The 24176-nt window shown below is 68.0% G+C and carries 23 protein-coding genes; 9 read left to right on the top strand and 14 right to left on the bottom strand.

Annotated features, from left to right (window positions below):
* Positions 1–101 precede the first annotated feature (101 nt).
* The 6 genes from gyrB to dnaA all read right to left on the bottom strand — a co-directional run bounded on the left by gyrB (position 102) and on the right by dnaA (position 9199).
* Entirely contained in the window at positions 102–2081 is a 1980-nt protein-coding gene (gene gyrB, locus GC106_RS06160) for a DNA topoisomerase (ATP-hydrolyzing) subunit B (protein WP_173125307.1), read from the bottom strand.
* 177 nt (positions 2082–2258) lie between these two features.
* The gene (locus GC106_RS06155; protein WP_376777705.1) at positions 2259–2852 is read right to left on the bottom strand and encodes a DciA family protein; all 594 of its coding nucleotides are present in this window, start codon (positions 2850–2852) and stop codon (positions 2259–2261) included.
* Positions 2853–2934: 82 nt separating this feature from the next.
* On the bottom strand, positions 2935–4095 hold the full coding sequence (gene recF, locus GC106_RS06150) for a DNA replication/repair protein RecF (RefSeq protein WP_173125303.1): 1161 nt from the start codon (positions 4093–4095) through the stop codon (positions 2935–2937).
* Positions 4096–5010: a phosphogluconate dehydrogenase (NAD(+)-dependent, decarboxylating) gene (gene gnd, locus GC106_RS06145; protein ID WP_312872466.1), complete on the bottom strand. Its 915-nt coding sequence runs from the start codon at positions 5008–5010 to the stop codon at positions 4096–4098. It abuts the gene before it with no gap.
* A 19-nt stretch (positions 5011–5029) separates the two neighbouring features.
* The gene (gene dnaN, locus GC106_RS06140) at positions 5030–6166 is read right to left on the bottom strand and encodes a DNA polymerase III subunit beta (RefSeq protein ID WP_173125299.1); all 1137 of its coding nucleotides are present in this window, start codon (positions 6164–6166) and stop codon (positions 5030–5032) included.
* Between the two features lie 1494 nt (positions 6167–7660).
* On the bottom strand, positions 7661–9199 hold the full coding sequence (gene dnaA, locus GC106_RS06135) for a chromosomal replication initiator protein DnaA (protein WP_173125297.1): 1539 nt from the start codon (positions 9197–9199) through the stop codon (positions 7661–7663).
* A 479-nt stretch (positions 9200–9678) separates the two neighbouring features.
* On the opposite strand from dnaA, the gene rpmH reads away from it, so the two are divergent.
* The 8 genes from rpmH to GC106_RS06095 all read left to right on the top strand — a co-directional run bounded on the left by rpmH (position 9679) and on the right by GC106_RS06095 (position 15028).
* A complete protein-coding gene (gene rpmH, locus GC106_RS06130; RefSeq protein ID WP_173125295.1) occupies positions 9679–9822 on the top strand; it encodes a 50S ribosomal protein L34 in 144 nt (47 codons plus the stop codon).
* Positions 9823–9838: 16 nt separating this feature from the next.
* On the top strand, positions 9839–10225 hold the full coding sequence (gene rnpA / locus GC106_RS06125) for a ribonuclease P protein component (RefSeq protein ID WP_173125293.1): 387 nt from the start codon (positions 9839–9841) through the stop codon (positions 10223–10225).
* Positions 10222–10566 (top strand): membrane protein insertion efficiency factor YidD, encoded by a 345-nt coding sequence (gene yidD / locus GC106_RS06120; RefSeq protein WP_173125291.1) that lies wholly within the window; start codon positions 10222–10224, stop codon positions 10564–10566. Before rnpA ends, yidD begins: the two co-directional genes overlap by 4 nt.
* A 4-nt stretch (positions 10567–10570) precedes the next feature.
* The gene (yidC, locus tag GC106_RS06115) at positions 10571–11665 is read left to right on the top strand and encodes a membrane protein insertase YidC (RefSeq protein ID WP_173125289.1); all 1095 of its coding nucleotides are present in this window, start codon (positions 10571–10573) and stop codon (positions 11663–11665) included.
* Positions 11666–11694: 29 nt separating this feature from the next.
* The gene (locus tag GC106_RS06110; protein ID WP_173125287.1) at positions 11695–12252 is read left to right on the top strand and encodes a Jag family protein; all 558 of its coding nucleotides are present in this window, start codon (positions 11695–11697) and stop codon (positions 12250–12252) included.
* A gap of 201 nt (positions 12253–12453) precedes the next feature.
* Entirely contained in the window at positions 12454–13113 is a 660-nt protein-coding gene (rsmG, locus tag GC106_RS06105; protein ID WP_173125285.1) for a 16S rRNA (guanine(527)-N(7))-methyltransferase RsmG, read from the top strand.
* A 74-nt stretch (positions 13114–13187) separates the two neighbouring features.
* Positions 13188–14051, top strand: coding sequence for a ParA family protein (locus GC106_RS06100; RefSeq protein WP_312872465.1), 864 nt, complete (start codon positions 13188–13190; stop codon positions 14049–14051).
* A complete protein-coding gene (locus tag GC106_RS06095) occupies positions 14048–15028 on the top strand; it encodes a ParB/RepB/Spo0J family partition protein (RefSeq protein WP_173125281.1) in 981 nt (326 codons plus the stop codon). Before GC106_RS06100 ends, GC106_RS06095 begins: the two co-directional genes overlap by 4 nt.
* 139 nt (positions 15029–15167) lie before the next feature.
* On the opposite strand, the gene GC106_RS06090 is transcribed toward GC106_RS06095, so the two are convergent.
* Entirely contained in the window at positions 15168–16115 is a 948-nt protein-coding gene (locus tag GC106_RS06090) for a D-alanine--D-alanine ligase family protein (protein WP_173125279.1), read from the bottom strand.
* 7 nt (positions 16116–16122) lie between these two features.
* Entirely contained in the window at positions 16123–17451 is a 1329-nt protein-coding gene (locus tag GC106_RS06085) for an aminotransferase-like domain-containing protein (protein WP_173125277.1), read from the bottom strand.
* A gap of 153 nt (positions 17452–17604) precedes the next feature.
* Between GC106_RS06085 and GC106_RS06080 the strand changes: the two genes are divergently transcribed.
* Complete coding sequence (locus GC106_RS06080) at positions 17605–18240, top strand: GNAT family N-acetyltransferase (RefSeq protein ID WP_173125275.1); 636 nt, start codon at positions 17605–17607, stop codon at positions 18238–18240.
* A 21-nt stretch (positions 18241–18261) separates the two neighbouring features.
* On the opposite strand, the gene GC106_RS06075 is transcribed toward GC106_RS06080, so the two are convergent.
* The 6 genes from GC106_RS06075 to GC106_RS06050 form a co-directional block, all read right to left on the bottom strand.
* Entirely contained in the window at positions 18262–19404 is a 1143-nt protein-coding gene (locus GC106_RS06075; RefSeq protein ID WP_173125273.1) for an N-acetylmuramoyl-L-alanine amidase, read from the bottom strand.
* Positions 19405–19613: 209 nt separating this feature from the next.
* Positions 19614–19943 (bottom strand): thioredoxin, encoded by a 330-nt coding sequence (gene trxA, locus GC106_RS06070; protein WP_042183983.1) that lies wholly within the window; start codon positions 19941–19943, stop codon positions 19614–19616.
* 15 nt (positions 19944–19958) lie between these two features.
* Complete coding sequence (gene trxB / locus GC106_RS06065) at positions 19959–20957, bottom strand: thioredoxin-disulfide reductase (protein WP_173125271.1); 999 nt, start codon at positions 20955–20957, stop codon at positions 19959–19961.
* A gap of 109 nt (positions 20958–21066) precedes the next feature.
* Positions 21067–21834 (bottom strand): RsmA family anti-sigma factor, encoded by a 768-nt coding sequence (locus GC106_RS06060; protein WP_173125268.1) that lies wholly within the window; start codon positions 21832–21834, stop codon positions 21067–21069.
* The gene (gene sigM, locus GC106_RS06055; protein ID WP_173125266.1) at positions 21831–22457 is read right to left on the bottom strand and encodes an RNA polymerase sigma factor SigM; all 627 of its coding nucleotides are present in this window, start codon (positions 22455–22457) and stop codon (positions 21831–21833) included. Before sigM ends, GC106_RS06060 begins: the two co-directional genes overlap by 4 nt.
* A 35-nt stretch (positions 22458–22492) precedes the next feature.
* Entirely contained in the window at positions 22493–24100 is a 1608-nt protein-coding gene (locus GC106_RS06050) for a protein kinase family protein (protein WP_312872464.1), read from the bottom strand.
* Positions 24101–24176 lie beyond the last annotated feature (76 nt).

Below are 24176 nucleotides of genomic sequence, written 5' to 3'. Positions count from 1 at the left end.
CTTTTCCTGAACCACCGCAGCTCGGGCAGATGTATCTGCTGTCCTTCGGGTTCTGCCCGGTTCCGTCGCAGACCGGGCATTGTTCCAAGGACGTGGCCGCGTCAGACGTCAAGGAAGCGGACTCCCTTGGCGTTGCGGGTGATGAACGACCGGCGTGCTTCCACGTCCTCGCCCATCAGCACGCTGAACAGCTCGTCCGCGGTCGCCGCGTCGTCCAGGGTGACCTGGAGCAGCACCCGGTTCGCCGGGTCCATTGTGGTCTCCCACAACTCGTCGGCGTTCATCTCGCCGAGACCCTTGTACCGCTGGATGCTGTCGTCCTTGCCGAGCTTCTTGCCTGCCGCGAGGCCCTGCTCGATCAGCCCGTCGCGCTCGCGGTCGGAGTAGGCGAACTCGGGGTCGACACCGCGCTGCCACTTGATCTTGTACAGCGGCGGCGAGGCCAGGTACACGTGGCCGGCCTCGATCAGCGGCCGCATGAACCGGAACAGCAGGGTCAGCAGCAGGGTCCGGATGTGCTGACCGTCCACATCGGCGTCGGCCATCAGCACGATCTTGTGGTACCGCAGCTTCGACAGGTCGAACTCGTCGTGGATGCCGGTGCCCAGCGCGGTGATCAGGCTCTGGACCTCGGTGTTCTTCAGCACCCGGTCGATCCGGGCCTTCTCCACGTTGATGATCTTGCCTCGGATCGGCAGGATCGCCTGGAAGCGCGAGTCACGGCCTTCCTTGGCCGAGCCACCCGCGGAGTCACCCTCCACGATGTAGAGCTCGCACTCCTCCGGGTTGGTGGAGCGGCAGTCCTTCAGCTTGCCGGGCAGGCCGCCGATGTCCAGCGCACCCTTGCGGCGGACGAGTTCCTTGGCCTTGCGGGCCGCGATCCGGGCCTGCGCCGAGGACACCGCCTTGGTGACGATCGTCTTGGCCTCGGCCGGGTTGGCCTCGAACCAGTGCATCAGGTGTTCGTTGCTGGTCTGCTGCACGAAGGTCTTCGCCTCGGTGTTGCCCAGCTTCTGCTTGGTCTGGCCCTCGAACTGCGGCTCGGCCAGCCGGACCGACACGATCGCGGCCAGGCCTTCGCGGACGTCCTCGCCGGTGAGGTTCGCGTCCTTCTCCTTGAGCAGCTTCTTGTCCCGGGCGTACACGTTGACCACCCGGGTCAGCGCGGCGCGGAAGCCCTCTTCGTGGGTACCGCCCTCGGGCGTGTTGATCGTGTTCGCGAAGGTGTAGACCGACTCGGTGTAGCCGGTGTTCCACTGCATCGCGATCTCGACCTCGATGCCGGTGCCCTTGGCCTCGAACGCGATGACCGACTTGTGCACGGCCTCGCGCGCGTGGTTGATGTGCTTGACGAAGTCCTCGAGACCGCCCGGGTAGTGGTAGGCCCGTTCCTTGATCCGCGCGGCCTGGCCCTCGGCGTCCTCCTGCGCCTCCTCGTCGGAGACGCGCTCGTCGCGCAGCACGATCGTCAGGCCCTTGTTCAGGAATGCCATTTCCTGAAGGCGGCGGGCGATGGTCTCGGCGTTGAAGGTGACCGTCTCGAAGATCTCCGGGTCCGGCCAGAACGTGATCGACGTACCGGTGTGGTCGCTGTCCTCGCCCCGCTCGATCGGCGCGGTCGGCTCGGACGCCACGTAGGTCTGCCGCCATACATAGCCGTCCCGGTGCACGACAGCTTCCAGGCGCGTCGACAGCGCGTTCACCACGGAGATACCGACACCGTGCAAACCGCCGGACACCGCATAACTGTCGCTGTCGAACTTGCCGCCCGCATGCAGCACGGTCATAACGACCTCGAGCGCGGACCGTCCCTCTTCCTCGTGCTGGGCGACCGGGATGCCACGGCCGTCGTCGACGACGCGCACACCACCGTCCTGGAGCAGGGTGACCTCAACCTTGGTCGCGTACCCCGCCATCGCCTCGTCGACGGAGTTGTCCACGACTTCCTGGACCAGGTGGTGCAGGCCTCGCTCACCGGTCGACCCGATGTACATGCCCGGCCGGAGCCGAACGGCTTCCAGACCCTTGAGCACGGAGATGGACTCGGCGCCGTAACTCTTACCGTTCTCGTTGGCTGCCACGGGCGTGGGTTCTCCTCGTCTCGCCGAGGCCTGGACGGGCCTGCTTTTGATCCCCTCTACATCTTACTGGTCTAGCTCGCCAGAACCGGCCTTAGGACACCTCTAGATTGCTCACAGACGTCATACCGTGAACTTCGCCGGGTGGCACCGGCCGAAAGACAGGTTCAGACGCTGAGGTTAGCCGTACGTGTCACGCGGCCCGCGCCCGGCCACGTGCCTGGGCCCGTACCGCCAGCTCGGTGCCGCCGGACCGTGCACCTTGAGCCGTTTGACCACGCCATCGCCCACGCCCTTGGCGATCTTCACCAGCAGTTGGCGCTGCAGCAACCGCAACTGTGTCGCCCATGCGGTTGAAGACGCCTGCACGGTCAGCTCACCGTCACGCAACGACAGCGGCTTGGCGTGTTCGGCGATCTCGGCGCCCACGATCGCCGTCCACCGGCCGAACACCTCACCGTTCGCCAGCTGGTCGGCCCACCCTCGCTCAGCTGCGAGTTTACCCAGAAGCGCGCCGAACCGCTGCGGATCGCGGCTGTCGGCACCCGCTCCTGACCAGCGCCGACGCTTCCGGGAGCCGGTGTGCGGCGCCTGAGTCTTCTTGCCTTGGAGCTTGCGCTTGGTTCCGGCCGCTTCCTTCGCCGCCCGCAACGCGGCGCGGGCGAGGTCCGAACCGCGCAGACTCCCGTCACCTTCGGTCGCGGCATCCCCCGATCGAGCGCCTTCACTGGGCGAAATGTCCGGGTTAGCGCCCTGCGTACCGCTCGGGGTCACCGTGTTATCCACACTATCCACAGAGTTGTCCCCAGTTGTGCGACGGGTCACACCACTCGGGGTGATGTCCGGTAGCTGCTCGTCATCCCGCACGACGCACCTCCCCGTCCGCGACGGCGAACCGTGTGCCCGCCAACTCGCTGGGCACATCCTCCGCCACCGCGGCCGTGATCAGGACCTGTTCGGCGCCCGCGGCCACTTCGGCGAGTCGCGTCCGGCGGCGCTGGTCCAGTTCGGCGAAGACATCGTCCAGCACCAGGACCGGCTCGGCTCCCTCGCCCCGCAGCAGCTCGTACGCCGCGAGCCGCAGCGCCAACGCGAACGACCATGACTCGCCGTGACTCGCGTATCCCTTGGCCGGCGCCTCGCCCAAGATCAGTTCGAGCTCGTCCCGGTGCGGTCCGACCAGGCTGACCCCGCGCTCCAACTCCTGTGACCGGCTTGCCGCCATCGCCGCGAGCAGCGCGTCCGCGACGACCTCCGGATCGGCACGGTCCCCGCCCGGCACGCCGTACCCCGGTTCGAGGTTGTCGGCGATCGACGACTTGTACGCGACGGCCGCCGACCGGGTCGTGTCACTGCCCGCAACCCCCGCGTATGCGGCTATCACGTGCGGCGCGAGATCCGCAACGAGATCGAGCCGTGCGGCGAGAAGTTGTCCGCCGTGTGTCGCGAGGTGCCCGTCCCACACGTCGAGAGTCGCGATGTCGCCTTTCGAACCGGCGCGCCGCGCGGCACCGGACGACTTCAGCAACGCGTTTCTCTGCCGCAGCACTCTTTCGTAGTCCGAGCGGACACCGGCGTACCGTGGCGCGCGCAGCACCAGGAGGTCGTCGAGGAAACGACGGCGCTCACCGGGATCGCCGCGTACCAACGCCAGATCCTCCGGCGCGAACAACACGGTGCGCAGAATTCCGAGGACGTCCCGAGGCCGGGGCACCGGACCGCGGTTGACCCGGGCCCGGTTCGCCCTGCCCGACGTGATCTCCAGTTCGATCGTGAGCTCACGGCCTTCGTTGACGACCGCCGTGCGCACGATCGCCCGCTGGGCACCGTGCCGGATCATCGGCGCGTCGGTCGCCACCCGGTGCGAGCCGAGTGTCGCGGCGTACCCGATCGCCTCGACCAGGTTGGTCTTGCCTTGGCCGTTCGCGCCCACGAGCACGCACGGCCCAGGTTCGAAGGTCAGGTCGGCCTGCTTCCACGACCGGAAGTCGACCACCTGCAACTGCCGGACGTACACCTACGCCTGCGTGCTGCCGGATCCCGAACTCGGGCCGGCCTTCTGCACGGCGTGCCCGCCGAACTGCGCGCGCAGTGAGGCGACCGCCCGCATCGCGGGCGAATCCGTTTGCCGGGAAGCGAATCGTGCGAACAACGCGGCGGAGATGACCGGTGCGGGCACCGCCTTGTCGATCGCTTCGGCCACGGTCCACCGGCCTTCACCGGAGTCCTCGACGTATCCGCGCAGGTCGTCCAACTCGGGGTCGGAGTCCAGGGCGCGGACGAGCAGGTCGAGCAACCACGACCGCACCACGGTTCCGCGTTGCCACGCCTTGATCACCGCGGGCACGTTCTCGACGATCTTGGCGGTGTCGAGCAGTTCGAAGCCTTCGGCGTACGCCTGCATCAACCCGTACTCGATGCCGTTGTGCACCATCTTGGCGTAGTGCCCGGCGCCGATCGGGCCGGCATGCGCGAAGCCTTCCTCGCGCGGGCCCTCCGGCCGCAGCGTGTCGAAGATCGGCAGCATCCGCTCGACGTCCTCTTCGGCCCCGCCGACCATCAGGCCGTAGCCGTTCTCCAGACCCCACACGCCGCCGGACACGCCGACGTCCAGGTAGTGGATGCCGCGCTCAGCGAGCTTGGCCGCGTTGCGCTGGTCCTCGGTGAACTTCGAGTTGCCTCCGTCGATCACCAGATCGCCCTCGGACAGCAGTGACCCGAGCTCCTCGACGGTCTGCCTCGTCGGGTCCCCCGCGGGCACCATGACCCAGACCGCACGCGGCGCGTCGAGTTTGCCCACCAGGTCGGCGAGCGACTCGGCGTCGCTGACGTCCGGGTTGCGGTCGTAGCCGACCACTTCGTGGCCACCCTTGCGCAAACGTTCGCGCATGTTGAAACCCATTCGGCCGAGGCCGACGAGCCCGAGCTGCACGGTGTTCTCCCCTTGGTGATCAGCCCGGCAGGCGCACGGGCATAAGCAGGTACAAGTATCCGGCGACGACCTCGCCGTTCTCATCGACCGGCTTGATCAAGGCGGGCCGGTTCGGCGTGGTGAAGGACAACTCGGCGCGGTCGGTGTGCAACGCGCCAAGGCCGTCCTGCAGGTAGCCCGGGTTGAAGGCGATGGTGACCGGTTCGCCGTCGAACTGCACGGGCAGCTCCTCCTCGGCGCTGCCTTCGTCGTCACCACCGGCCGACAGCTTGAGCCCGCCGCCGGTGAACTCGAGCCGGACCTGGGTTCCCCGCTCGGCGACGAGAGAAACGCGCTTGATCGCCTCGACGAGCGGCGACACCTCGATGATCGCGTTCGACGTCTGCTCGGTCGGCAGCAGCTGGCGGTAGCGCGGGAATTCCGCGTCGAGCAACCGGGTGGTCGTCCGACGGCCGGTACCGGACAGACCGAGCAGACCGTCACTCGACGACAGCGCCAGCTCGACCGTCTTGCCCGCAGTGCCGAGGGACTTGGCCGCGTCGGCGAGCGTCCGCGCGGGCACGAGCACCGCCGCGTCCTCCACGTCACCGGACGGCTTCCACGTGAACTCGCGCATCGCCAACCGGAAACGGTCGGTCGCGACGAGCGTCAAGGTCTCACCGCTGATCTCGACACGGACACCCGTCAGCATCGGCAGCGTGTCGTCGCGGCCGGCCGCGATGGCGACCTGGGCGACGGCCTGACCGAACACCTCACCGGTGAGCTCACCGGCGTGCGGTGGCATCGGCGGCAACTGGGGGTAGTCCTCGACCGGCATGGTCGGCAGGGAGAAGCGCGCACTGCCACACGTGATCGAGACACGGGCGCCGTCGACGGCGATCTCGACGGGCTGGTTCGGCAACGCCTTCGTGATGTCGGCGAGCAACCGGCCGGAGACAAGGGTGCGGCCGCCGTCGGCGATCGTCGCCGGGACACCGACCGTGGCCGACACCTCGTAGTCGAAACCGGAGATGGTCAGTGCTTCGCCTTCGGAGTCCGGCGAACCGGCGTCCAACAGGACTCCGCCCAGAACGGGGACGGGTGGCCTGGACGGGAGGCTGCGCGCGACCCAGGCGACGGCGTCGGCGAGACCGTCGCGCTCGACGCGGATCTTCATGGAGGTCCTTTCAGACTCGACCTGTTGATCCCCGGAGTGACTCACCTCGAGGTGCAGAGGCTCCAACCGTAGAGCGTGCCGGGCGGTCCCGTCATCCGGGGCGTCGCCCGACGGCTTTTGTCGCGAGCCGGTTGTCCTCAACCATCCACGGCGCCTGTTTTTGTTCTGTTGATTCCTTCAAAGAGCTAAAGCAGTGACAGAGATAGGGGCTGTGGGTTGTGTGGATGCCCGGCGTCCGCGCTGGTCGGGCGCCGCGTCGGACTGTGGAAGACCACGGGATGTGATCGGTGGATAGACCCGATCGGCGGTGTACAACTCTCGACCGGCCCTCATCCGTCCACATGAAGCGCCAGTTGTCCACAGCCTCATCCCCAGATGTGGGTCGATTCATGCCCAGGGGCTGTGCATGCCGAGAAGTGACGCGAATCGCCCCCTTGGGTGATGCCCGGCGGCCCTCCGGCATGTTTCTGGGGCTGTGGACAACTCTCCACAGCCCCAGAAAAGTCTCGGATCCGATCCGCCCGGTCCGCATCGCCGGCCGCCCCAGATGATCGGCTTTCCGCCGGTCACAGCCCCGTCGACACGCGGGCGCCGCGGACGATCACCCGACCGGTGGCGCAGCGGAGTGAACTTCGTACGAACGGTCCGTTCGCACCGGCCCGCTGACGTTTTCCCTGCTCAAGCCCCATTTCGACGACTACACTCGAAGCCGGGGAGCCCCCACCCCCTAGGGATGGGCGGGGGCTGTTCTTTTTCTGAAGTGCTGGTGATGATCTTGGTGGATGGTGTGGATCGTCGCGGCGTTGGGGCTGGTCCAGGCGGGTTTTGGCTGGTGTGGGGCTGTGGACAACCCTGTGAATGGCCGCTGACGGGGTGAAGTGCGCCGCCGGGCCTTCAGGGACGGGTGGCGGGCGGCCGATCTTTCTGGCGAGCCGGTGGGTCGAGGCCCGGTGTGGTCGCAGAAAGGTGCGGTGCCGGACCAGACGGGCTCGCGGCGGTGGTTGATCGAGGACGTGGCGGCTGAACAGGTGAGGTAGCCGCCGAGGTTTCTCGGGAAGGGGTCGGCCCGGGCCGGGCGGCTCACCAGAAAGATCGGACCGACGATGTGGCGCCCGTCCGCGCGGGCTGAAGGTTTCTCCGGACATCGGTGGCTTGGACCGAGGGGGTCTGGCAGAAGACGTAAGCAGGGTCGGCTGGTTACCCCTGGACCGGCGGGCGAGCGCGAGGATCAGCAGACGGCCGCCGCGGAACTTTTCTCCAGAGGTGGATGGGCTGAGGGCCGTTGGTCAGCCGGTGGCGTTCCGGAGCGGTGTTCCGGGGTGAGGAGTACCGGGCGCGACGGGCAAGCGAGAGTTTTCTGGGTGGGTGGTTGGGCTCAGGGGTGGTGCCAGAAAACTCCGCGCGCGGCGATACGTGTCCTACCGATCACCTTCGTGCCGGGGTGGGTACGCGAAACGGGCAGGCGCGAACGCCTGCCCGTTGCGACGACGACGACTAACCGCGGGCGCGCTGCTTGATCCGGGAGGTGAGCTCCTGGACCTGGTCGTAGGTCCGGCGGCGCTCGGCCATCTCCTTACGGATCTTCTTCTCCGCGTGCATCACAGTGGTGTGGTCGCGGCCGCCGAAGGTCTGGCCGATCTTCGGCAGCGAGAGATCGGTCAGCTCACGGCACAGGTACATCGAGATCTGACGGGACTGCGCCAGCGCCTTCGTCTTGCCCGGGCCGCAGAGGTCCTCGATCGTCACGCCGAAGAACTCCGCGGTCACCGCCATGATCGTGGACGCGCTGATCTCCGGGACCTGGGAGTCCGGGATCAGGTCGCGCAGCACGATCTCGGCCAGGCCGAGATCGACCGGCTGGCGGTTCAACGACGCGAACGCGGTGACGCGGATCAGCGCGCCCTCCAGTTCACGGATGTTGTGCTCGATCCGGGCGGCGATGAACTCCAGCACCTCGGCGGGCGCGTTCAACCGGTCCTGCGCGGCCTTCTTGCGCAGAATCGCGATCCGGGTCTCCAGCTCGGGCGGCTGGATGTCGGTGATCAGGCCCCACTCGAACCGGGTCCGCAGCCGGTCCTCCAGCGTCTCCAGCCGCTTGGGCGGCCGGTCGGAGGACACCACGATCTGCTTGTTCGCGTTGTGCAGCGTGTTGAAGGTGTGGAAGAACTCCTCCTGGGTCCCTTCCTTGCCCTCCAGGAACTGGATGTCGTCGACCAGCAGGATGTCGATGTCGCGGTACCTGCGCTGGAAGGCGACTTTCCGGTCGTCACGCAGCGAGTTGATGAAGTCGTTGGTGAACTCCTCGGTCGACACGTACCGCACACGCATGCCGGGGAACAACCGTTGGGCGTAGTGCCCGACCGCGTGCAACAGGTGCGTCTTGCCCAGCCCTGACTCTCCCCAGATGAAGAGCGGGTTGTACGCGCGCGCCGGCGCTTCGGCGACGGCGACCGCGGCGGCGTGGGCGAAGCGGTTGGACGCGCCGATCACGAACGTGTCGAACGTGTACTTCTCGTTCAGCCGGGTCTTGGACGTCTGCGGCTGCGCGGGCGCGGTGAACGGCTGGCCGACCGCGGCGGGCTGCTTGCCGTTGAACGTCGGCCAGACCTCACGGGCCGCGGCGAGCGCCTCGCCTTCCTCGTCGACCTCGTCGCCGTCGGTCTCGGTGACCGACGGCATGTCGATCTCCGGGACGGCGGTGGCCAGCGGCGCGCTCACGCCGACCGGTTCGATCGCCGGGGCGGGGGGCGCGACGGCCGGGGTCGGCGAGCCGACCGTGTCGACTTTCACAGCGAGGGAGATGGTCCGGCCCAGCCTGCGCGAGAGCGCGTCGGTGATCGGTTCCCGCAGTGCGCGCTCGATCGCTTCCTTGGCGAAGTCACTCGGTGCGGCCAGCAACGCGGTTCCGTCGAGCAGACCGATCGGTCGTGTCACCCGCATCCACGCCTGTTGCTGGCGTGACAGGATCCCGGCAGACAGTTCCCGTACGACCTGTTCCCATACGAGACCGAAGTTGATCTGGTGCTCGGACACCTGGCGGGCTCCCCTCCCCTCGTACTTTCTTGTGAATAGCGGGCCAGCCGCTGCCCGAGGTCACCCGAACCGAGGGCATCCACAGGGTTGTCCACAACTGTGCACGAAGATACGGCGAACCGCAGCGAAGCCCCTATTCGGTTCAACGTACCGAGTGGCGGGACGTGACACGGCGGGGCTCCCACTCCCCGTGTGACCAAACCGGAAGCCGCACGCTAACAAGCGCCGCCCCCGCCCACAAGACGTGGTCGTGGACAGCGCGCCCAGCGGCGGCGTGTCGCGGTGGCCGGTCACAAAGGCGACCCGGATTTGGCCGGTGACGGCCGGGTGCGTACCCTCGAAAGGTCTCCCGCTAGCTTCGGGTGTGTTCTGCGTGCCCACTCACGCCGTTCGAACCACCACGACGCATGCCGGTCCACCGAGGGCCAACCTCCAGCTGGGGACACGCGACCTCAAGACAAGATCGGGAGAACGAAGCCGTGAGCAAGGGCAAGCGCACCTTCCAGCCGAACAACCGCCGTCGTGCCAAGACCCACGGGTTCCGGCTGCGCATGCGTACCCGTGCGGGGCGGGCGATCCTGTCGGCTCGTCGCCGCAAGGGCCGCGCCGAACTGTCGGCCTGACAGGCGGCACGGCGCCGTGCTGCCCGCAACCGCCCGGCTCACGCGTAGCGGCGACTTCGCCCATGTGACCCGGCACGGCCGACGCGCTGGGCGACCCCGGCTCGTCGTGCACGCGGTGCAGGCGGCGGCGATGACGGAACCGACAACTGAGACCTCGCTGACCCGGACGGGCTCGCCCGTCCGGGTTGGCTTCGTTGTGAGCAAGGCCGTGGGCAACTCGGTGGTCCGTCACCGGGTCAGCCGCAGGCTGCGCCATGTCGTGGCCGACCGGCTCGGAACTCTGGCTCCCGGTAGCTCGTTGGTCGTCCGGGCGCTCCCGCCGGCTGCCCAAGCGTCGAGCGCTGAACTCGCCCATGATTTCGACGCGGCCGTCCGGCGGCTCAAGCTGGCGGTGGAACAGTGACTGACTCGCACGATCATCACGATCATGATGAGAGCCCGGACGGTGCGCGGCGCCGGCCCGGTCCTGTGGCATGGGTTCTGCTGCTGCCGATCCACGCGTACCGCAAGTGGATCTCGCCCGCGCTGCCGCCCACCTGCCGCTTCTACCCCAGCTGCAGCGCGTACGCCGTGGAGGCCCTGCAGGTCCACGGTGCCTTCAAGGGAACGTGGCTCACCGTACGCCGGTTGCTGCGTTGCGGCCCTTGGCACCCCGGGGGTATCGACCCCGTGCCACCCCGTCGTACCCGGCGCATGCCGACCGGGACGTTGACCCCGGCTCACCACAGTTCCGCCGAGGAGTAGCTCCGTGCTCGATTTCATCAACTACCCGGTGTCCTTCATCCTTTGGTGTTGGCACAAGGTCTTCGGTGCCGTGTTCGGCCCGGCCACCGGCATCGCCTGGGTACTCGGGATCGTCTTCCTGACGTTCACCGTCCGCGCGATTCTGATCAAGCCGTTCATCAAGCAGGTTCGCTCGATGCGCAAGATGCAGGAGTTCGCGCCCGAGATCAAGAAGCTGCAGACCAAGTACAAGAACGACCGGCAGAAGCTCGCCCAGGAGATGCAGAAGCTGCAGTCGCAGCACGGGGTGAACCCGCTGGGCGGCTGTCTGCCGATGCTGTTGCAGATCCCGGTGTTCTTCGGCCTGAACAACGTGTTGCAGGGGTTCAAGCCGGGCGCCACCGGAAACTACTACTTCGGCGCGGACGAGGTCAGCTCGTACCTGAACGCCAACCTGTTCGGCGCCCGGCTGTCGAACTACATCGCGCAGGCGAGCCACGAGATCACGAACATCGGCTCGAACCTCACGTCGGTCATCTTCGTGTCGGCGCCGTTGATGGTGATCGCCAGCGTCGCGACCCACTTCACCGCCAAGCACAACGTGGCCCGGCAGAACCCGGCGACCGCCACCGCGCAGACCGGCATCATGAACAAGATCACCCTCTGGGTGTTCCCGCTCGGTGTGCTCGTGTTCGGTGCCTTCTTCCCGATCGGTCTGCTCGTCTACTGGTTGAGCAACAACATCTGGACCCTCGGCCAGCAGTTCCTGATCTACAAGAAGATCGACCGCGAAGAAGAAGAGCAGAAGGCGCAGGTTCAGGAGAAGCGCAACAACCTCGGCCCGCGGGTCGGGCAGAAGCCGACCCAGCCGAAGAAGCGCCCCACCCCCGCGCGGCCCGCCACGGACGAGACCTCCGCCGACGAGACGACGAACTCGGCACAGAACAAGGGCAAGCCGGCCAAGAAGTGGCCGGCCAAGCAGCCGTCGGTGAAGCCCGCGAACGAAACGACCAAGAAGCCCGCCGCGGGCGGCAACACCAACCACACCGGCGGCACCAAGGTTCCCGGTCTGACGCCAGACCGATCCCGTAGCAAGAAGTCAGGCCGGAAGCGTCCGTGACGCGATCCGAGGCCTGGAGAGGAGAGACCGTGACGGCAGCCGACACCGACCTCGGGGCCGAGGGCGGGCAGGTCGACAAAGACGCCGCCGAGGAGAAGCCAGGGCGGTCCGGTCCGACCGGTGAGGACTTGCTTGTTCAGGAAGGCGACATCGCCGGGGACTACCTGGAGCGCCTGCTGGACCTGCTCGACTTCGACGGTGACATTGATCTCGACGTCGAGGCCGGCAGAGCCATCGTCAGCATTGACGGCGGTGACGATCTGGAGAAGCTCGTCGGCCCGCGCGGCAATGCCCTCGAGGCGCTGCAGGAGTTGACCCGGCTCGCGGTGCAGCAGGAGACCGGCGTGCGCAGCCGGCTGATGCTGGACATCGCCGGCTGGCGGGCGGAGCGTCGCGAGGAACTGCGCGATCTCGGCAAGGCCAGCGCGGAGAAGGTGCTCAGCACCGGCGAGAAGGTCCGGCTGCAGCCGATGACTCCGTTCGAGCGCAAGGTCGTGCACGACGCGGTCGCCGAGATCGAAGGCGTGCACAGTGAGAGCGAAGGAGAAGATCCCCGCCGCCGTGTGGTGATTTTCCCGAAGCCCTGACTCTATTGAGTGAGTTTGGACGCGGTCCGCCGAACACGGCGGGCCGCGTTCCTTTTTTGTGCGCGTGATGTGAGATCCTGATCCGGGTCCCCACGCGACGCGTGTTTCACGTGAAACTGCCCTTCGGATGCGGTGAGTCGGTGGGGCGAGAGTTGCCGATCGGCGACAATCGAGACGGCGCGGTTTCACGTGGAACATCGGATGGAGCTCATGACCGACGTGGTGTCGCAGGCGTTCGGCGCCGGCGCAGACCGGGCAGCGCAGTTCGCCGAACTGCTCGTGGAACACGGTGTCGAGCGCGGTCTGATCGGTCCACGTGAAGTCGATCGGCTCTGGGACCGGCACCTGTTGAACTCGGTGGCGATCGCGGAGTGCGTGCCCGAGGGTGCGACCGTGGTCGACGTCGGATCGGGCGCCGGCTTCCCTGGTATCCCCCTGGCGATCGCGCGGCCCGATCTGTCTGTCGTTCTGCTGGAGCCGATGGCCCGACGCGTGGCGTGGCTGGAAGAGGTCGCGGCCAAGCTCGAGGTGGACGTGACGGTGGTCCGTGGCCGGGCTGAGGAGAAGGAGATCCGGCGCACGCTCGCCAACCGGGATGTGGTCACCGCGCGAGCGGTGGCGCCGATGGGCAAGCTGGCCGGCTGGTGCCTCCCCCTGCTTCGGGCCGGTGGTCGGCTGGTCGCGCTCAAGGGATCGAGTGCCGCCGAGGAGATAGAACGAGATCGGGCCGAGATCGCTCGCGCGGGCGGCGTCGACCCGGAGGTACGGACGTGTGGTGGTGGGTTCCTCGCCGAACCCACGACCGTTGTGGTCGTGCGGCGCGCTGAACCGCCTGCCGGGCGTACCCGCAAGCGGCGATAAGGAAGGATCGGACCGAGCATGTTCCACGTGAAACTTGAGACGGTGCCGTCGGCGCCGAGGAGGTGCAGCCACCTGTGAACTGGACGCCGATCGCCGAAGAGGCCGAACGGGCCGCCAAGCTCCTGCACCCCGAGAAGCAGTTCCCCAAGCCGGCTCATCGCCGTGTCTTCACCATCGCCAACCAGAAGGGTGGCGTCGGCAAGACGACCAGCGCGGTGAACCTCGCCGCTGGATTGGCGATGCACGGACTGCGCGTGCTCGTCATCGACCTCGACCCCCAGGGCAACGCCAGCACGGCGCTTGGCGTGGACCGTCGCTCCGGCACCCCGTCGATCTACGAGGTGCTGCTCGGTGAGGTGTCGCTGAAGGAAGCGGCTCAGGTCAGCGACCAGTCGCCGAACCTGTTCTGCGTGCCGGCGACCATAGACCTCGCCGGTGCGGAGATCGAACTGGTCGAGATGCACGGCCGGGAGTCGCGGCTCAAGGCGGCACTGACCGACGAGGCGTTCGACGAGCTCGGCCCGGACTACGTTTTCATCGACTGCCCGCCGTCGCTCGGCCTGCTCACGGTGAACGCGATGGTGGCCGCGCAGGAAGTGCTGATCCCGATCCAGTGCGAGTACTACGCGCTGGAAGGTCTGAGTCAGCTGCTGAAGAACATCGATCTGGTGCAGAAGCACCTCAACCCGGATCTGGACCTGTCCACGATCCTGCTCACCATGTACGACGGCCGGACCAAGCTGGCCGACCAGGTGAGCGCGGAGGTACGGCAGCACTTCGGTGACGTCGTCCTGCAGACGGTCATCCCGCGGAACGTGAAGGTCTCCGAGGCGCCGAGCTTCGGCCAGACCGTGCTCGCGTACGACCCGGGTTCCCGGGGAGCGATGAGCTACCTGGACGCGTCCCGTGAACTCGCAGAACGAGGTGCGGCGGAATGAGCAAGCCGGAAGCGGCCCCTCCGGCACGCAAGGGCGGCCTTGGCCGAGGCCTGGCCGCCCTGATCCCCAGTGGTCCCGAAGCCGACGCGGCCGCACCGGCCGTCCCCCGGCGCCCGGTCCCGGCTCGGGGCGTGCCCGCGCCCGAGCCGGGCGGTGAGGTGGCCGGCGCGGTCTACCGCGAGATCCCCACCTCCGCGATCAAGCCGAACCCGAAGCAGCCACGCCAGGTCTTCGACGAGGAGGCGCTGGCGGAGCTCGAACACTCGATCCGCGAGTTCGGGTTGATGCAGCCGATCGTGGTGCGCGATCTCGGCAGCGGCTCGTACGAGCTGGTGATGGGTGAACGGCGGCTGCGGGCCTCGCAGCAGGCCGAGCTGGAGAAGATCCCGGCCATCGTCCGGCAGACCGCGGACGACGCGATGCTCCGCGATGCCCTGCTGGAGAACATCCACCGGGTCCAGCTCAACCCGCTCGAAGAAGCGGCGGCGTACCAGCAGCTGCTCGACGAGTTCGAGGTGACCCACGAGGAACTGGCGTCGCGCATCGGGCGCAGCCGTCCGGTCATCACGAACACGATCCGCTTGTTGAAGCTCCCCCTGCCAGTGCAGCGCCGGGTCGCGGCGGGCATCTTGTCGGCGGGCCACGCTCGCGCGTTGCTCGGCTTGGAGGATCCGGAGCGTCAGGAAGCGCTCGCCGCGCAGATCGTCAAAGAGGGCATGTCGGTCCGTGCGACCGAAGAGGCGGTGACCCTCGCCAAGCACGACCAGCCGGCCAAGCAGAAGGCGGCGCCGCGCAAGCCGATCCACGCCCCCGGTCTGCAGGACCTCGCCGAGCGACTCTCGGACAAGTTCGACACCCGCGTGAAGGTCGAACTCGGGCAGCGGAAGGGCCGGATTGTCGTCGAGTTCGGCTCGGTGGACGATCTTGAACGGATCGTTGACATCATCAACCAAAATGGGGCAAAAGGGACATCGTGAGGCGACGTACAACCACCCCAGGCCATTACGTCACGGTGACGATCTCGATTTGCCCGATTTAAGGAGGCGTCGCGCTCGGTCGCTCAGCTCATCAGAAAGCCCCGGCGAGTGCCGGGGCTCTTTGCTTGTTTCACGTGAATCATCCGCGAGCGATGGCCCGGTCGACCAAGTCGGCGTAGATCTGGCCGAGTGAGCGACCGGCCGCTTCGGTCGCCATCGGCAGCAGCGATGTCTCGGTCAGTCCGGGCGACACGTTCACTTCGAGGAAGTAGATCGAACCGTCCTCGGCGACCACCGCGTCGGTCCGGGATACATCGCGCAGACCCAACAGTCTGTGCGCGGCCACCGCCAAGTCGGCGACCTCACTCGCCGCCTTGGCCGAGAGCCGGGCCGGGGTGTGGAAGTTGGTCAAGCCCGCGGTGTACCGAGACGTGTAGTCGTACACCCCGCTCTCCGGAGTGATCTCCACGGCCGGCAGCGCGACCGGTCCTTCGTCGCTGTCGACGACGGTCACCGCGACCTCGGTCCCGGAGATGAACTGCTCGGCCAGAACGGTTTCGCCGTACGCCAGACAGTTGACCATCGCGGCAGGCAACTCGGTCGCGTCCCAGACGACCTGAGCACCTAACGCCGAGCCACCCTGATCCGGCTTGAGCATCAGCGGCAGACCAAGTCGCTCGACCATGGCGTCGAGCACCGCCTGGGCGCCGAGTTCCCGGAAGGTGCTGTGCGGCAGCACGACCCAGTCAGGGGTGAGCAGACCGGAGCGGACCAGGTCGGCCTTGGCGGTCGGCTTGTCCCAGGCACGGCGGCAGGCGTGCGAGTCCGTGCCGACGAAGGGCAGCCCGAGCATCTCCAGCACGGTCTGGATTGATCCGTTCTCGCCTTCACCACCGTGCAGGGCGATCACGACAGCGTCGGGTTTCTGCGTGCTGAGCTTCATCAGCAGCGAGCCGTCGGTGTCCCATTCGTCGACGGTCAGACCGACCGCGCGCAGGGCGGCCGAGAGCCGCCGCCCGGACCGCAGGGAAACATCACGCTCGTGCGAAAGCCCGCCGGACAGGACGGCAACAGTTCGATCTGACACGCCCGGATTATGCCGTGTCCGGACTCGGCGTCTGCGGACCGGACGAAATCCGCCTCGACGCGGGCCCGAACGTGCGCAGCAGCTCCATCTCCTGCTCCAGCACGACGGCGAGCCTGCGGACACCTTCCCGGATCCGGTCAAGCGTCGGGAAGCAGAACGACAGTCGCATCTGGCGGGACCCGAAGCCGTCCGCGTAGAAGCCGATCCCCGGGACGTACGCGACCCGTGCGGTCACCGCCCGCGGCTGCATCGCCTTGGTGTCGATGCCTTCCGGCACCGTCATCCAGACGAAGAACCCGCCGTCCGGCTTGGTCCACGTGCAGTCGGCCGGCATGTGCTGGTCGAGGCCGGCCAGCAGCGTGTCCCTGCGCTCCCGGTACATCTGCTGGAAGGACTTGATCTGGCCCTGCCAGTCGTGCGTCGACAGGTAACGCGACACAATCATCTGGCTCAGCACCGGCGGCGACAACACGGCCGCTTCCGCTGCCAGGACAAGCTTTTCGCGCACCGCGTGCGGCGCGAGCGCCCAGCCGACCCGCAGGCCGGAGGCGAACGTCTTGGAGAACGAACCCAGGTAGATCACGTTGTCCGGGTCCATCGAGCGCAACGCGGGATACGTCTGGCCCTCGAAGCCCAGCAGTCCGTACGGGTTGTCCTCGACCACCAGCACACCCGCCTGGCGGCAGATCTCCAGGATCTCCGCGCGCCGGATCACGTCCAGCGTGACGCCGCCGGGGTTCTGGAAATTCGGGATGGTGTAGAGGAACTTGACCCGGCGCCCCTGCGCCTGGGCGACCGCGAGCGCCTGCCGCAGCGCCTCGGGGACCAGGCCCGCGGCGTCCATCTCCACATGCACGACCTGCGCCTGGTACGAGGCGAACGTGCCGAGCGCGCCGACGTACGAAGGACCTTCCGCGATCACCACGTCGCCGGGATCGATGAAGATCCGGGTGACCAGGTCCAGCGCCATCTGGGAACCCGCGGTGACCACGATGTCGTCCGGATGTCCGGTGATCCCCTCAAGGGACATCACGTCACAGATCTGTTCACGCAGCGCGGGCAGGCCGTGTGCCGAGCCGTACTGAAGGGCCACCAGGCCCTCTTTGGCGATCAGGCTGGCGACCTCGGCCGCGATGGAGTCCAGGGGCAGTGCCGCGAGATTCGGCATGCCACCGGCAAGCGAGACCACTTCCGGCCTGTTCGCGACCGCGAACAGCGCACGCACCTCCGACGCCGTCATCCCCTCCGCCCGCGCCGCGTAGCGCTTCAGGTGCGGATCGAGATTCTGGCCGGTGGAGGGCGTCACCTGATTGCCCTCCGGTTCCTCCGAGTGCATGCGCCACCTCGTTCGTCAGTCAAGCGAGTGTAACTCTGGCCTCTATCAGGTCGTTGTCCTTCCGGCACTTGTCACATCCCCCTATTCTGGACGCCGGACCTGTGGTTCTCGCACGTCCTTGTCAGGTTCCTTCGCCGCAGCCGGGGAGGTTGGGTGTCGCGACGCGTCGTCGGCATCACGCTGGACAACCTGGAGCACCTCCCGAAGCACTCGCGGGGCTGTGTGTTCTGGGAGCTCGCACCGCACCTGAAGGAACAGGCCGAGGCCTTCGGTGAGACCGAACTGGAGAAGGAGGCCTGGGTCTCCAGCATGCTGCTGGAGTGGGGCTCCTGTGGCCGTCTGGTCTACTCCGACAAGCTGCCGGTGGGGTTTGTCCTCTACGCCCCGCCGAACGCCGTACCGCGTTCCCTGGCGTTCCCGACGTCGCCGATCAGCCCGGACGCGGTCATGCTGACCGGGTTCTACGTCCTGCCGGAGTTCCGTGGCGGGGGGCTCGGCCGGATGCTGGTCCAGGCCGTGGCCAAGGACCTCACCCGCCGCGGTGTGAAGGCCATCGAGTCGTTCGGCAACGCCAAGCCCGAGGACGCGGACGAGGACAACTGCTGCGTCGTGCCCTCGGAGTTCCTGGCCTCGGTCGGTTTCAAGACCGTCCGGCCACACGCCCGGTGGCCGCGGCTGCGCCTGGAACTGCGCAGCGCGATCACCTGGAAGGAAGACGTCGAGGCAGCGCTGGAACGCCTGCTGGGCACGGTCTCGGTGACCACCGCGAGCCCGGTGTACCAGCGCTGACCGTGCCTCAGCCCGTGGGTTTCAGCTCTTGGTGAGCTCGTGCCGCATCAGGTCGGCGAAGGTGAACGTGCCGGTCGGCTGGTCGTTCTCGCCCAGCAGGTAGAGCCGCTTGACCGACACCAGGATGCCTTCGGCCACCAGGTCCCGGAACGCCGGATCGGCGAGCCTGGCCCGGTCGCCCGCGTTGGTCAGGTAGCCCAGCTCCAGCCGGACCGCGGGACAGCGGGTCAGCCGCAGCGAGTCCCACGTCTTGGCGTGCGTCCGGCAGTTGAACATGCCGGTCCGGGCGGTCAGCTCACGCTGGATGAGCCCGGCGAGCGCCTCGCCCAGGGTGGACGTGTTGTGGCGGGCGGTGCCGAAGTAGAAGGTCGCCAGGCCGGACGCGTGCGGGGACGAGTTGCGGTCGCAGTGCAGCGAGATGAAGACGTCACTGCCCGCCTCGTTGGCGAAGTGCGCGCGCTGGGCCTCGGTGGGGCACTGGTCGGGCCCACGGGACAGCATGGCCTCCATCCCGGTGGCCACCATCCGGCCCTCCAGGCGGCGCGCCAGGTCCCACATCAGGTCCGCTTCCCGGATGCCGTCCACGGTCACCCCGGTGTCGGTACCGCCGTGGCCCGGGTCGATCACGATCCGCTTGCCACGCAGGCGAGGACCGGCGTTGCGGACCTTCTCCTGCTCCCGCAGCAGCACCGGCCGTCCACCGCTGGCACGCGGGGACAGCCGAGCGAACGCGCCGACGGTCTCGGCGCCGCACATGCCGTCGACCGTCAGGCCGTAGTCACGCTGGAACTCACGCAGCGCACGCTCGGTCTGCGGGCCGAAGACGCCGTTCGGGCGGCCGGCGTTGTAGCCCAGCTGCAGCAGGCGCTCCTGCAGCTCCAGGACATCGTCGCCGCTCACCGGCGCGGACACCAGGTAGGCGAGCGGGCGGCCGCCCAGCCGGTAGGTGGCGTCGCGCAGGGCCTGATAGGTCGCCTGCCCGACGATCCCGTCCGTGATCAGGCCGCGCTGCTGCTGAAACGCGCGCACGGCGTGCTCGACGGCGAGGTCGTACACCGACGGGTCGCCCATGCCGTTGACCGTGGGCAGCAGGCCCAGGCTGGCGAGCGTGGCCCGCACTTCGGCTACAGCCGGTCCGGCGTCGCCGGGGCGGAGTTCCCGCATGCACCCCTCACTCAGGTCAGAAAATACAGAAACCGACGATCTCACGTTGTGTCGCAGGCTATTGTGCCCTGCCTGCCGTCCCGGTCTGCTTAGGGTCACGTCCCGCGTCCAGGCCGACACGGCACCACTCGATCAAGTGTGAGACATGACACGGCCCGGGACTCGCCGACAGGCGTCAGAGTCCCGGGCCGGGGTTGCTCGTGGAGGAATCAGGCCACGTAGTCGGCGAGATCGTTCAGCAGCGCCGCCTTCGGCTTGGCGCCGACGATCTGCTTGACCGGGCGGCCGCCCTGGAAAACGATCATCGTGGGCACCGACATGATCTGGTAGTCCCGCGCCACCTCGGGGTTGGCGTCGATGTCCAGCTTGGCCACGGTGATCTTCTCCGCGTGCTCGGAGGCGATCTCCTCGAGCACCGGCGCGACCATGCGGCACGGCCCGCACCAGGTGGCCCAGAAGTCGACCAGCACCGGCTTGTCGCTCTGCAGCACGTCCTCGGTGAATGACTTGTCGGTAACGGTGACGGGTTTGCCGCTCACGGTGTCTCCCTCGTGTCAGTTGTTGGTCGGGGCGTAGCCGCCCCCGACGAGTTCAGGGGCCTGGTGGGCATGGCTTTCGCCGTGCTCGGCGAGCCAGCGTTCCGCGTCGATCGCCGCGGCACATCCGGAGCCGGCGGCGGTGATGGCCTGCCGGTAGGTGCGGTCGACGAGGTCGCCCGCGGCGAACACGCCGTCCAGGTTGGTGTAGGTGCTCTGGCCCTCCACCTGCACGTACCCGTCCGCGTCGACGTCGACCTGACCGGCGACGAGCTGGCTGCGCGGATCGTGGCCGATCGCCATGAACACACCGGTCACGTCGATGTCCTCGGTCTCTCCCGACCGGGTGTCACGCAACCGTGCGCCGGAAACTTTGCCGTCGGTGCCCAGCACCTCGACCACCTCGGCGTTCAGCCGCCACTTGATCTTCTCGTTGGCCCTGGCGCGCTCGAGCATGATCCGCGAGGCACGGAACTCCTCGCGGCGGTGCACGATGGTCACCGAGTCGGCGAACTTGGTCAGGAAGATGGCCTCCTCCATCGCCGAGTCGCCGCCACCGACCACGATGATGTCGTGACCACGGAAGAAGAAGCCGTCACACGTGGCACACGCCGACACACCGCGGCCGAGCAGTTCCTGCTCACCGGGGACGTGCAGATACCGTGGCGCCGCGCCCATCGCCAGGATGACGGCCTTCGCCGCGTACCGGACGCCGTTCGCGGTGACGTACTTGACCTCGCCGGCCAGCTCGACCGTCTCGACGTCCTCGGTCCTCAGCTCGGCGCCGAACCGTTCGGCCTGCTCACGCATCTGGGCCATCAGCTCGGGACCCATGATGCCGTCCCGGAAGCCGGGGTAGTTCTCGACCTCGGTGGTGGTCATCAACGCGCCACCGAACTGGCTGCCCTCGAACACCAGCGGAGACAGTTGCGCGCGCGCGGCGTACACCGCGGCCGTGTATCCCGCCGGACCCGAACCGACGATGATCAGGTTGCGGACCTCGTCTTGCGCGGTCATCTGCCCTCCGTGGAATTCCCGCCAGTGACATCTAGGACAACCGATCGTAGGTGCTGGTTGTTCCAGACCGTCCGGGTGACCGGGAGCACTGACGGGAAAACCGGGGCGACTACCTCACACCGGGCTTGTTGACGATCGTGTCCGCGTTGCCGGGACCGCAGTCCGGACCCACCACGAGCAGCCGGAACGTGCCCGGCGGCGTCGAGGCGAGGACGAACAGGGTGCCTTGCCTGCCGTCGACGGTGACCTGCTTGACGCCGATCGGTTCGGCGCTCGCGGCCACGTCGTTGGCCTCGAAGCACCCGGCCAGCTTGGTCTTGTCGCTGAACGGGCCGTAGTCGCCGCCGCCCTTGGCGGCCTGCAACTGCTCGGGGCCGATCTGCTCGGACTTGAAGTTCAGCGGTCCCGGTGCCGCGACCGGCGGGCCGCTGTCGCTGCCACTGGGCAGCGTGGCGAAGGTGATGCCGACCGCTGCCGCCGCCGCGGCGAAGATCCCGACGCCGACACCCAGCCTGCGGTTACGCCGTTTGCGTGCCTCGTCAAGGCTGACAACGGGAGCAGCGGGCTGTGGCTGGGGCGGCGGTGGTGCGGTCTGGGTCTGGGTGGCTTGGGCGCGGGCCTGTGACTCGGCGGCGATCGCGGCGTCCAGCCGGGCGGCGAACTCCGCGGGCATCGGCGGCGCCGGCACGTTCGCGAACTCACGCAGGTCCGCTTGCGTCGCCTCCAGGGCGGCCAGGATCTCGCGGGCCTCGGGATCGGCGTTGACCCGCGGCCACAGCTGGTCGGCCTGCTGAGGGTCCAGCGCACCCGCCTGGAGGTCGGCGAGCAGGTCGACCGACCACGGCGGCCCGCCGCTCCCCCGTCCGATGCCGGTCATGTCCCCTCCCACTGACGCCGTGGACGCCCCTCGCGCTTTTCGCTTGCGTCACCTGGGACGTTCGCATCAGCAATCGGGTTCCGCAGATGCCCGAGAACTTTGGCCAGCTTGGCCCGCCCTCGGGCACAACGGCTTTTCACGGTGCCTTCGGCGATCCCGAGCATCTTGGCCGTCTCGGCGACCGAATAGCCCTCCACGTCGACGAGGACGATCGGTACGCGTTGTTCCTCGGACAATTCGGCCAGCGCGTTGCGCACCACCAGACTTGTCTCCCGTTCCGACATCGCGTCACCAGGAGTGACCGGCTCACCAGGCCCGGTCTCCGGCAGAGGAACTGTCGGGCGCGCTTGTCGGCGCCGGACTCGGTCCAGGCACGCGTTCACCACGATCCGATGCAGCCAGGTCGTCACCTGTGACTCGGCACGGAACGACCCGGCGTTGCGGAAAGCCGAAATGAAGGCCTCCTGCAACGCGTCGGCGGCCTCTTCCGGATCGCGCAGGGTACGCAACGCCACGGCCCACATCCGGTCCCGGTGGCGGCGAACGATCTCGGCGAACGCGTGTGGATCCCCGGCGGCATGGGACGCGATCAGCGCTGCGTCCGAGCTTGCTGCGGCGGTCACCCGCGCAGCTTATCCATGTCCTGGCAGGCGGCCATTTACTGGGCCGATTGGAACTCGATTTCCCTGATCTGGCTGACGTTCTGGTTGCCGTCGACGCCGAGCTTGGTGATCCACACCAGGACGAACTCGGTCGGCTCGGCGTTGGACAGGGCGATGTCGGTCTTGCCGTTGGTCAGCGTCGCGGTGCCGATCACCTTGGTGTCGTCGAACTTCGCGGTCGCCGACGAGGCCGAGCGGATCTCCACGACCGTGCCCTCGCTGGGCGAGTCGATCGACACCGACGCCATCTTGGTCGCCTGCTCGAAGGTCGCCATGACGCCGATGCCCGGCTTGAGCGCCGGGAACGGCTGCTTGTACTGACCCGTGGCCCAGAACGTGTTCGGTTTGCCGTCCGTCACTCGGGCGACGTTGCGGGCGTTGTCCTTGTCGCCCTTGACCGAATAGACGGCGACCTTCGTCGGCTTGACCGGGGCGGCCGGCTTGGGCGCGGGCGGCGGGTTGGCCTGCGGTTCGTTGCCGGGGTTGCTGCTGGTCGACGGCGGCGCGGCGACCACGGACTGCTGGACCGCGGCGGGAACGGGGTCGCTGCCGAAGAAGCTGATCAGCTGCATGCCCACCCAGGCGAGCACGCCGACCGTCGCGACCGTCAACGCGGTCACGCCGATCGCCAGCTTGCGGCGCCGGTCGTCGTCCCTCGGCGGACGCTTGTTGGTGGTCCAGATGGTGTCCTGGTCGGCCAGCTGGACCTCGCCCGGCACCACCGGGTCGATCAGCTGGGTCTGTTGTTCGATCAGTTCCGCCCGCTGTGCGACACCTTCGAGCACGGTCAGGAACGCCGAGCTGGTGCGGATTCCGCCCAAGGACGTGTCCACGATGCTGCGCACGGCCAGATCCGCCAGGTCGTCCGGCACGTCCTGGCGCAGCAGCGCGGGCGAGACCGGAGCGCCGGTGCGCTCGCGGGGTGGTTGCGGGATGGTCGGCGGGCCGCCGGGCAACGGCCAGCGACCGGTCAGCAGCAGGTACAGGATCGCGCCGAGGCCCTTGACGTCGTCCTGCAACGAGGCCTGCGGCAGCGGTCCGGGGAAGGCCAGCCGCAACGCGCCGTCCGGGCCGATCCGCACTCGCTGCGGGTGGTCCACGCCCAGCACCAGCCCGGTGTGGTGGGCCTCTTCCACGGCGATGGCCAACGGTTCGAGCAGGCGTGCCGCGGTCCCGGCCGGCAGCGGGTGTTCGGCGATCAGGTCGATCAGGTCCGTGCCCTGCGCCCAGTCCGCCACGACAACGCCGAGCACGCCTTCGCTCGGGTCGATGCCACCGCCCACACCGAGGACGTCCAGCACCCGGGAGACAGTCGGGTTCATGAACCGGGCGGCGTGCGCGGCGCGCTCCAACGTCCGGCGGGCCGCCAGCGTCGCGTCACGGTTGGTGGGATCACCGACCAGGACGGTCAGCGCCACGTCGCGGCGCAGCTGGCCGTCCCGGGCCCGCCACATGTGTGCGTTGCCACGAAGATCCACCCCGAACGGTGCCAGCAGCCGATAGCGACCGTCGCCGATCACGCCGCCGGGAAGCAGGTCGCCAGCCGTCGCGCGAACGCCCCGGACGGTCGCGTCGTTGGTGTGGTCGGTCCTCCTGGGTGTCACCGCACTCTCCCGTCTGACGCGCCATCTGTCCGCGCGCAACGGATACCTCGTAGCGAGCGTACGGGAAACCCGGAAA

Source organism: Kibdelosporangium persicum (assembly GCF_013280595.1).
Lineage (GTDB): Bacteria > Actinomycetota > Actinomycetes > Mycobacteriales > Pseudonocardiaceae > Kibdelosporangium > Kibdelosporangium persicum.
The sequence above is the reverse complement of the archived record's forward strand: the minus strand, read 5'-3'. Positions and strand labels throughout refer to the sequence as shown.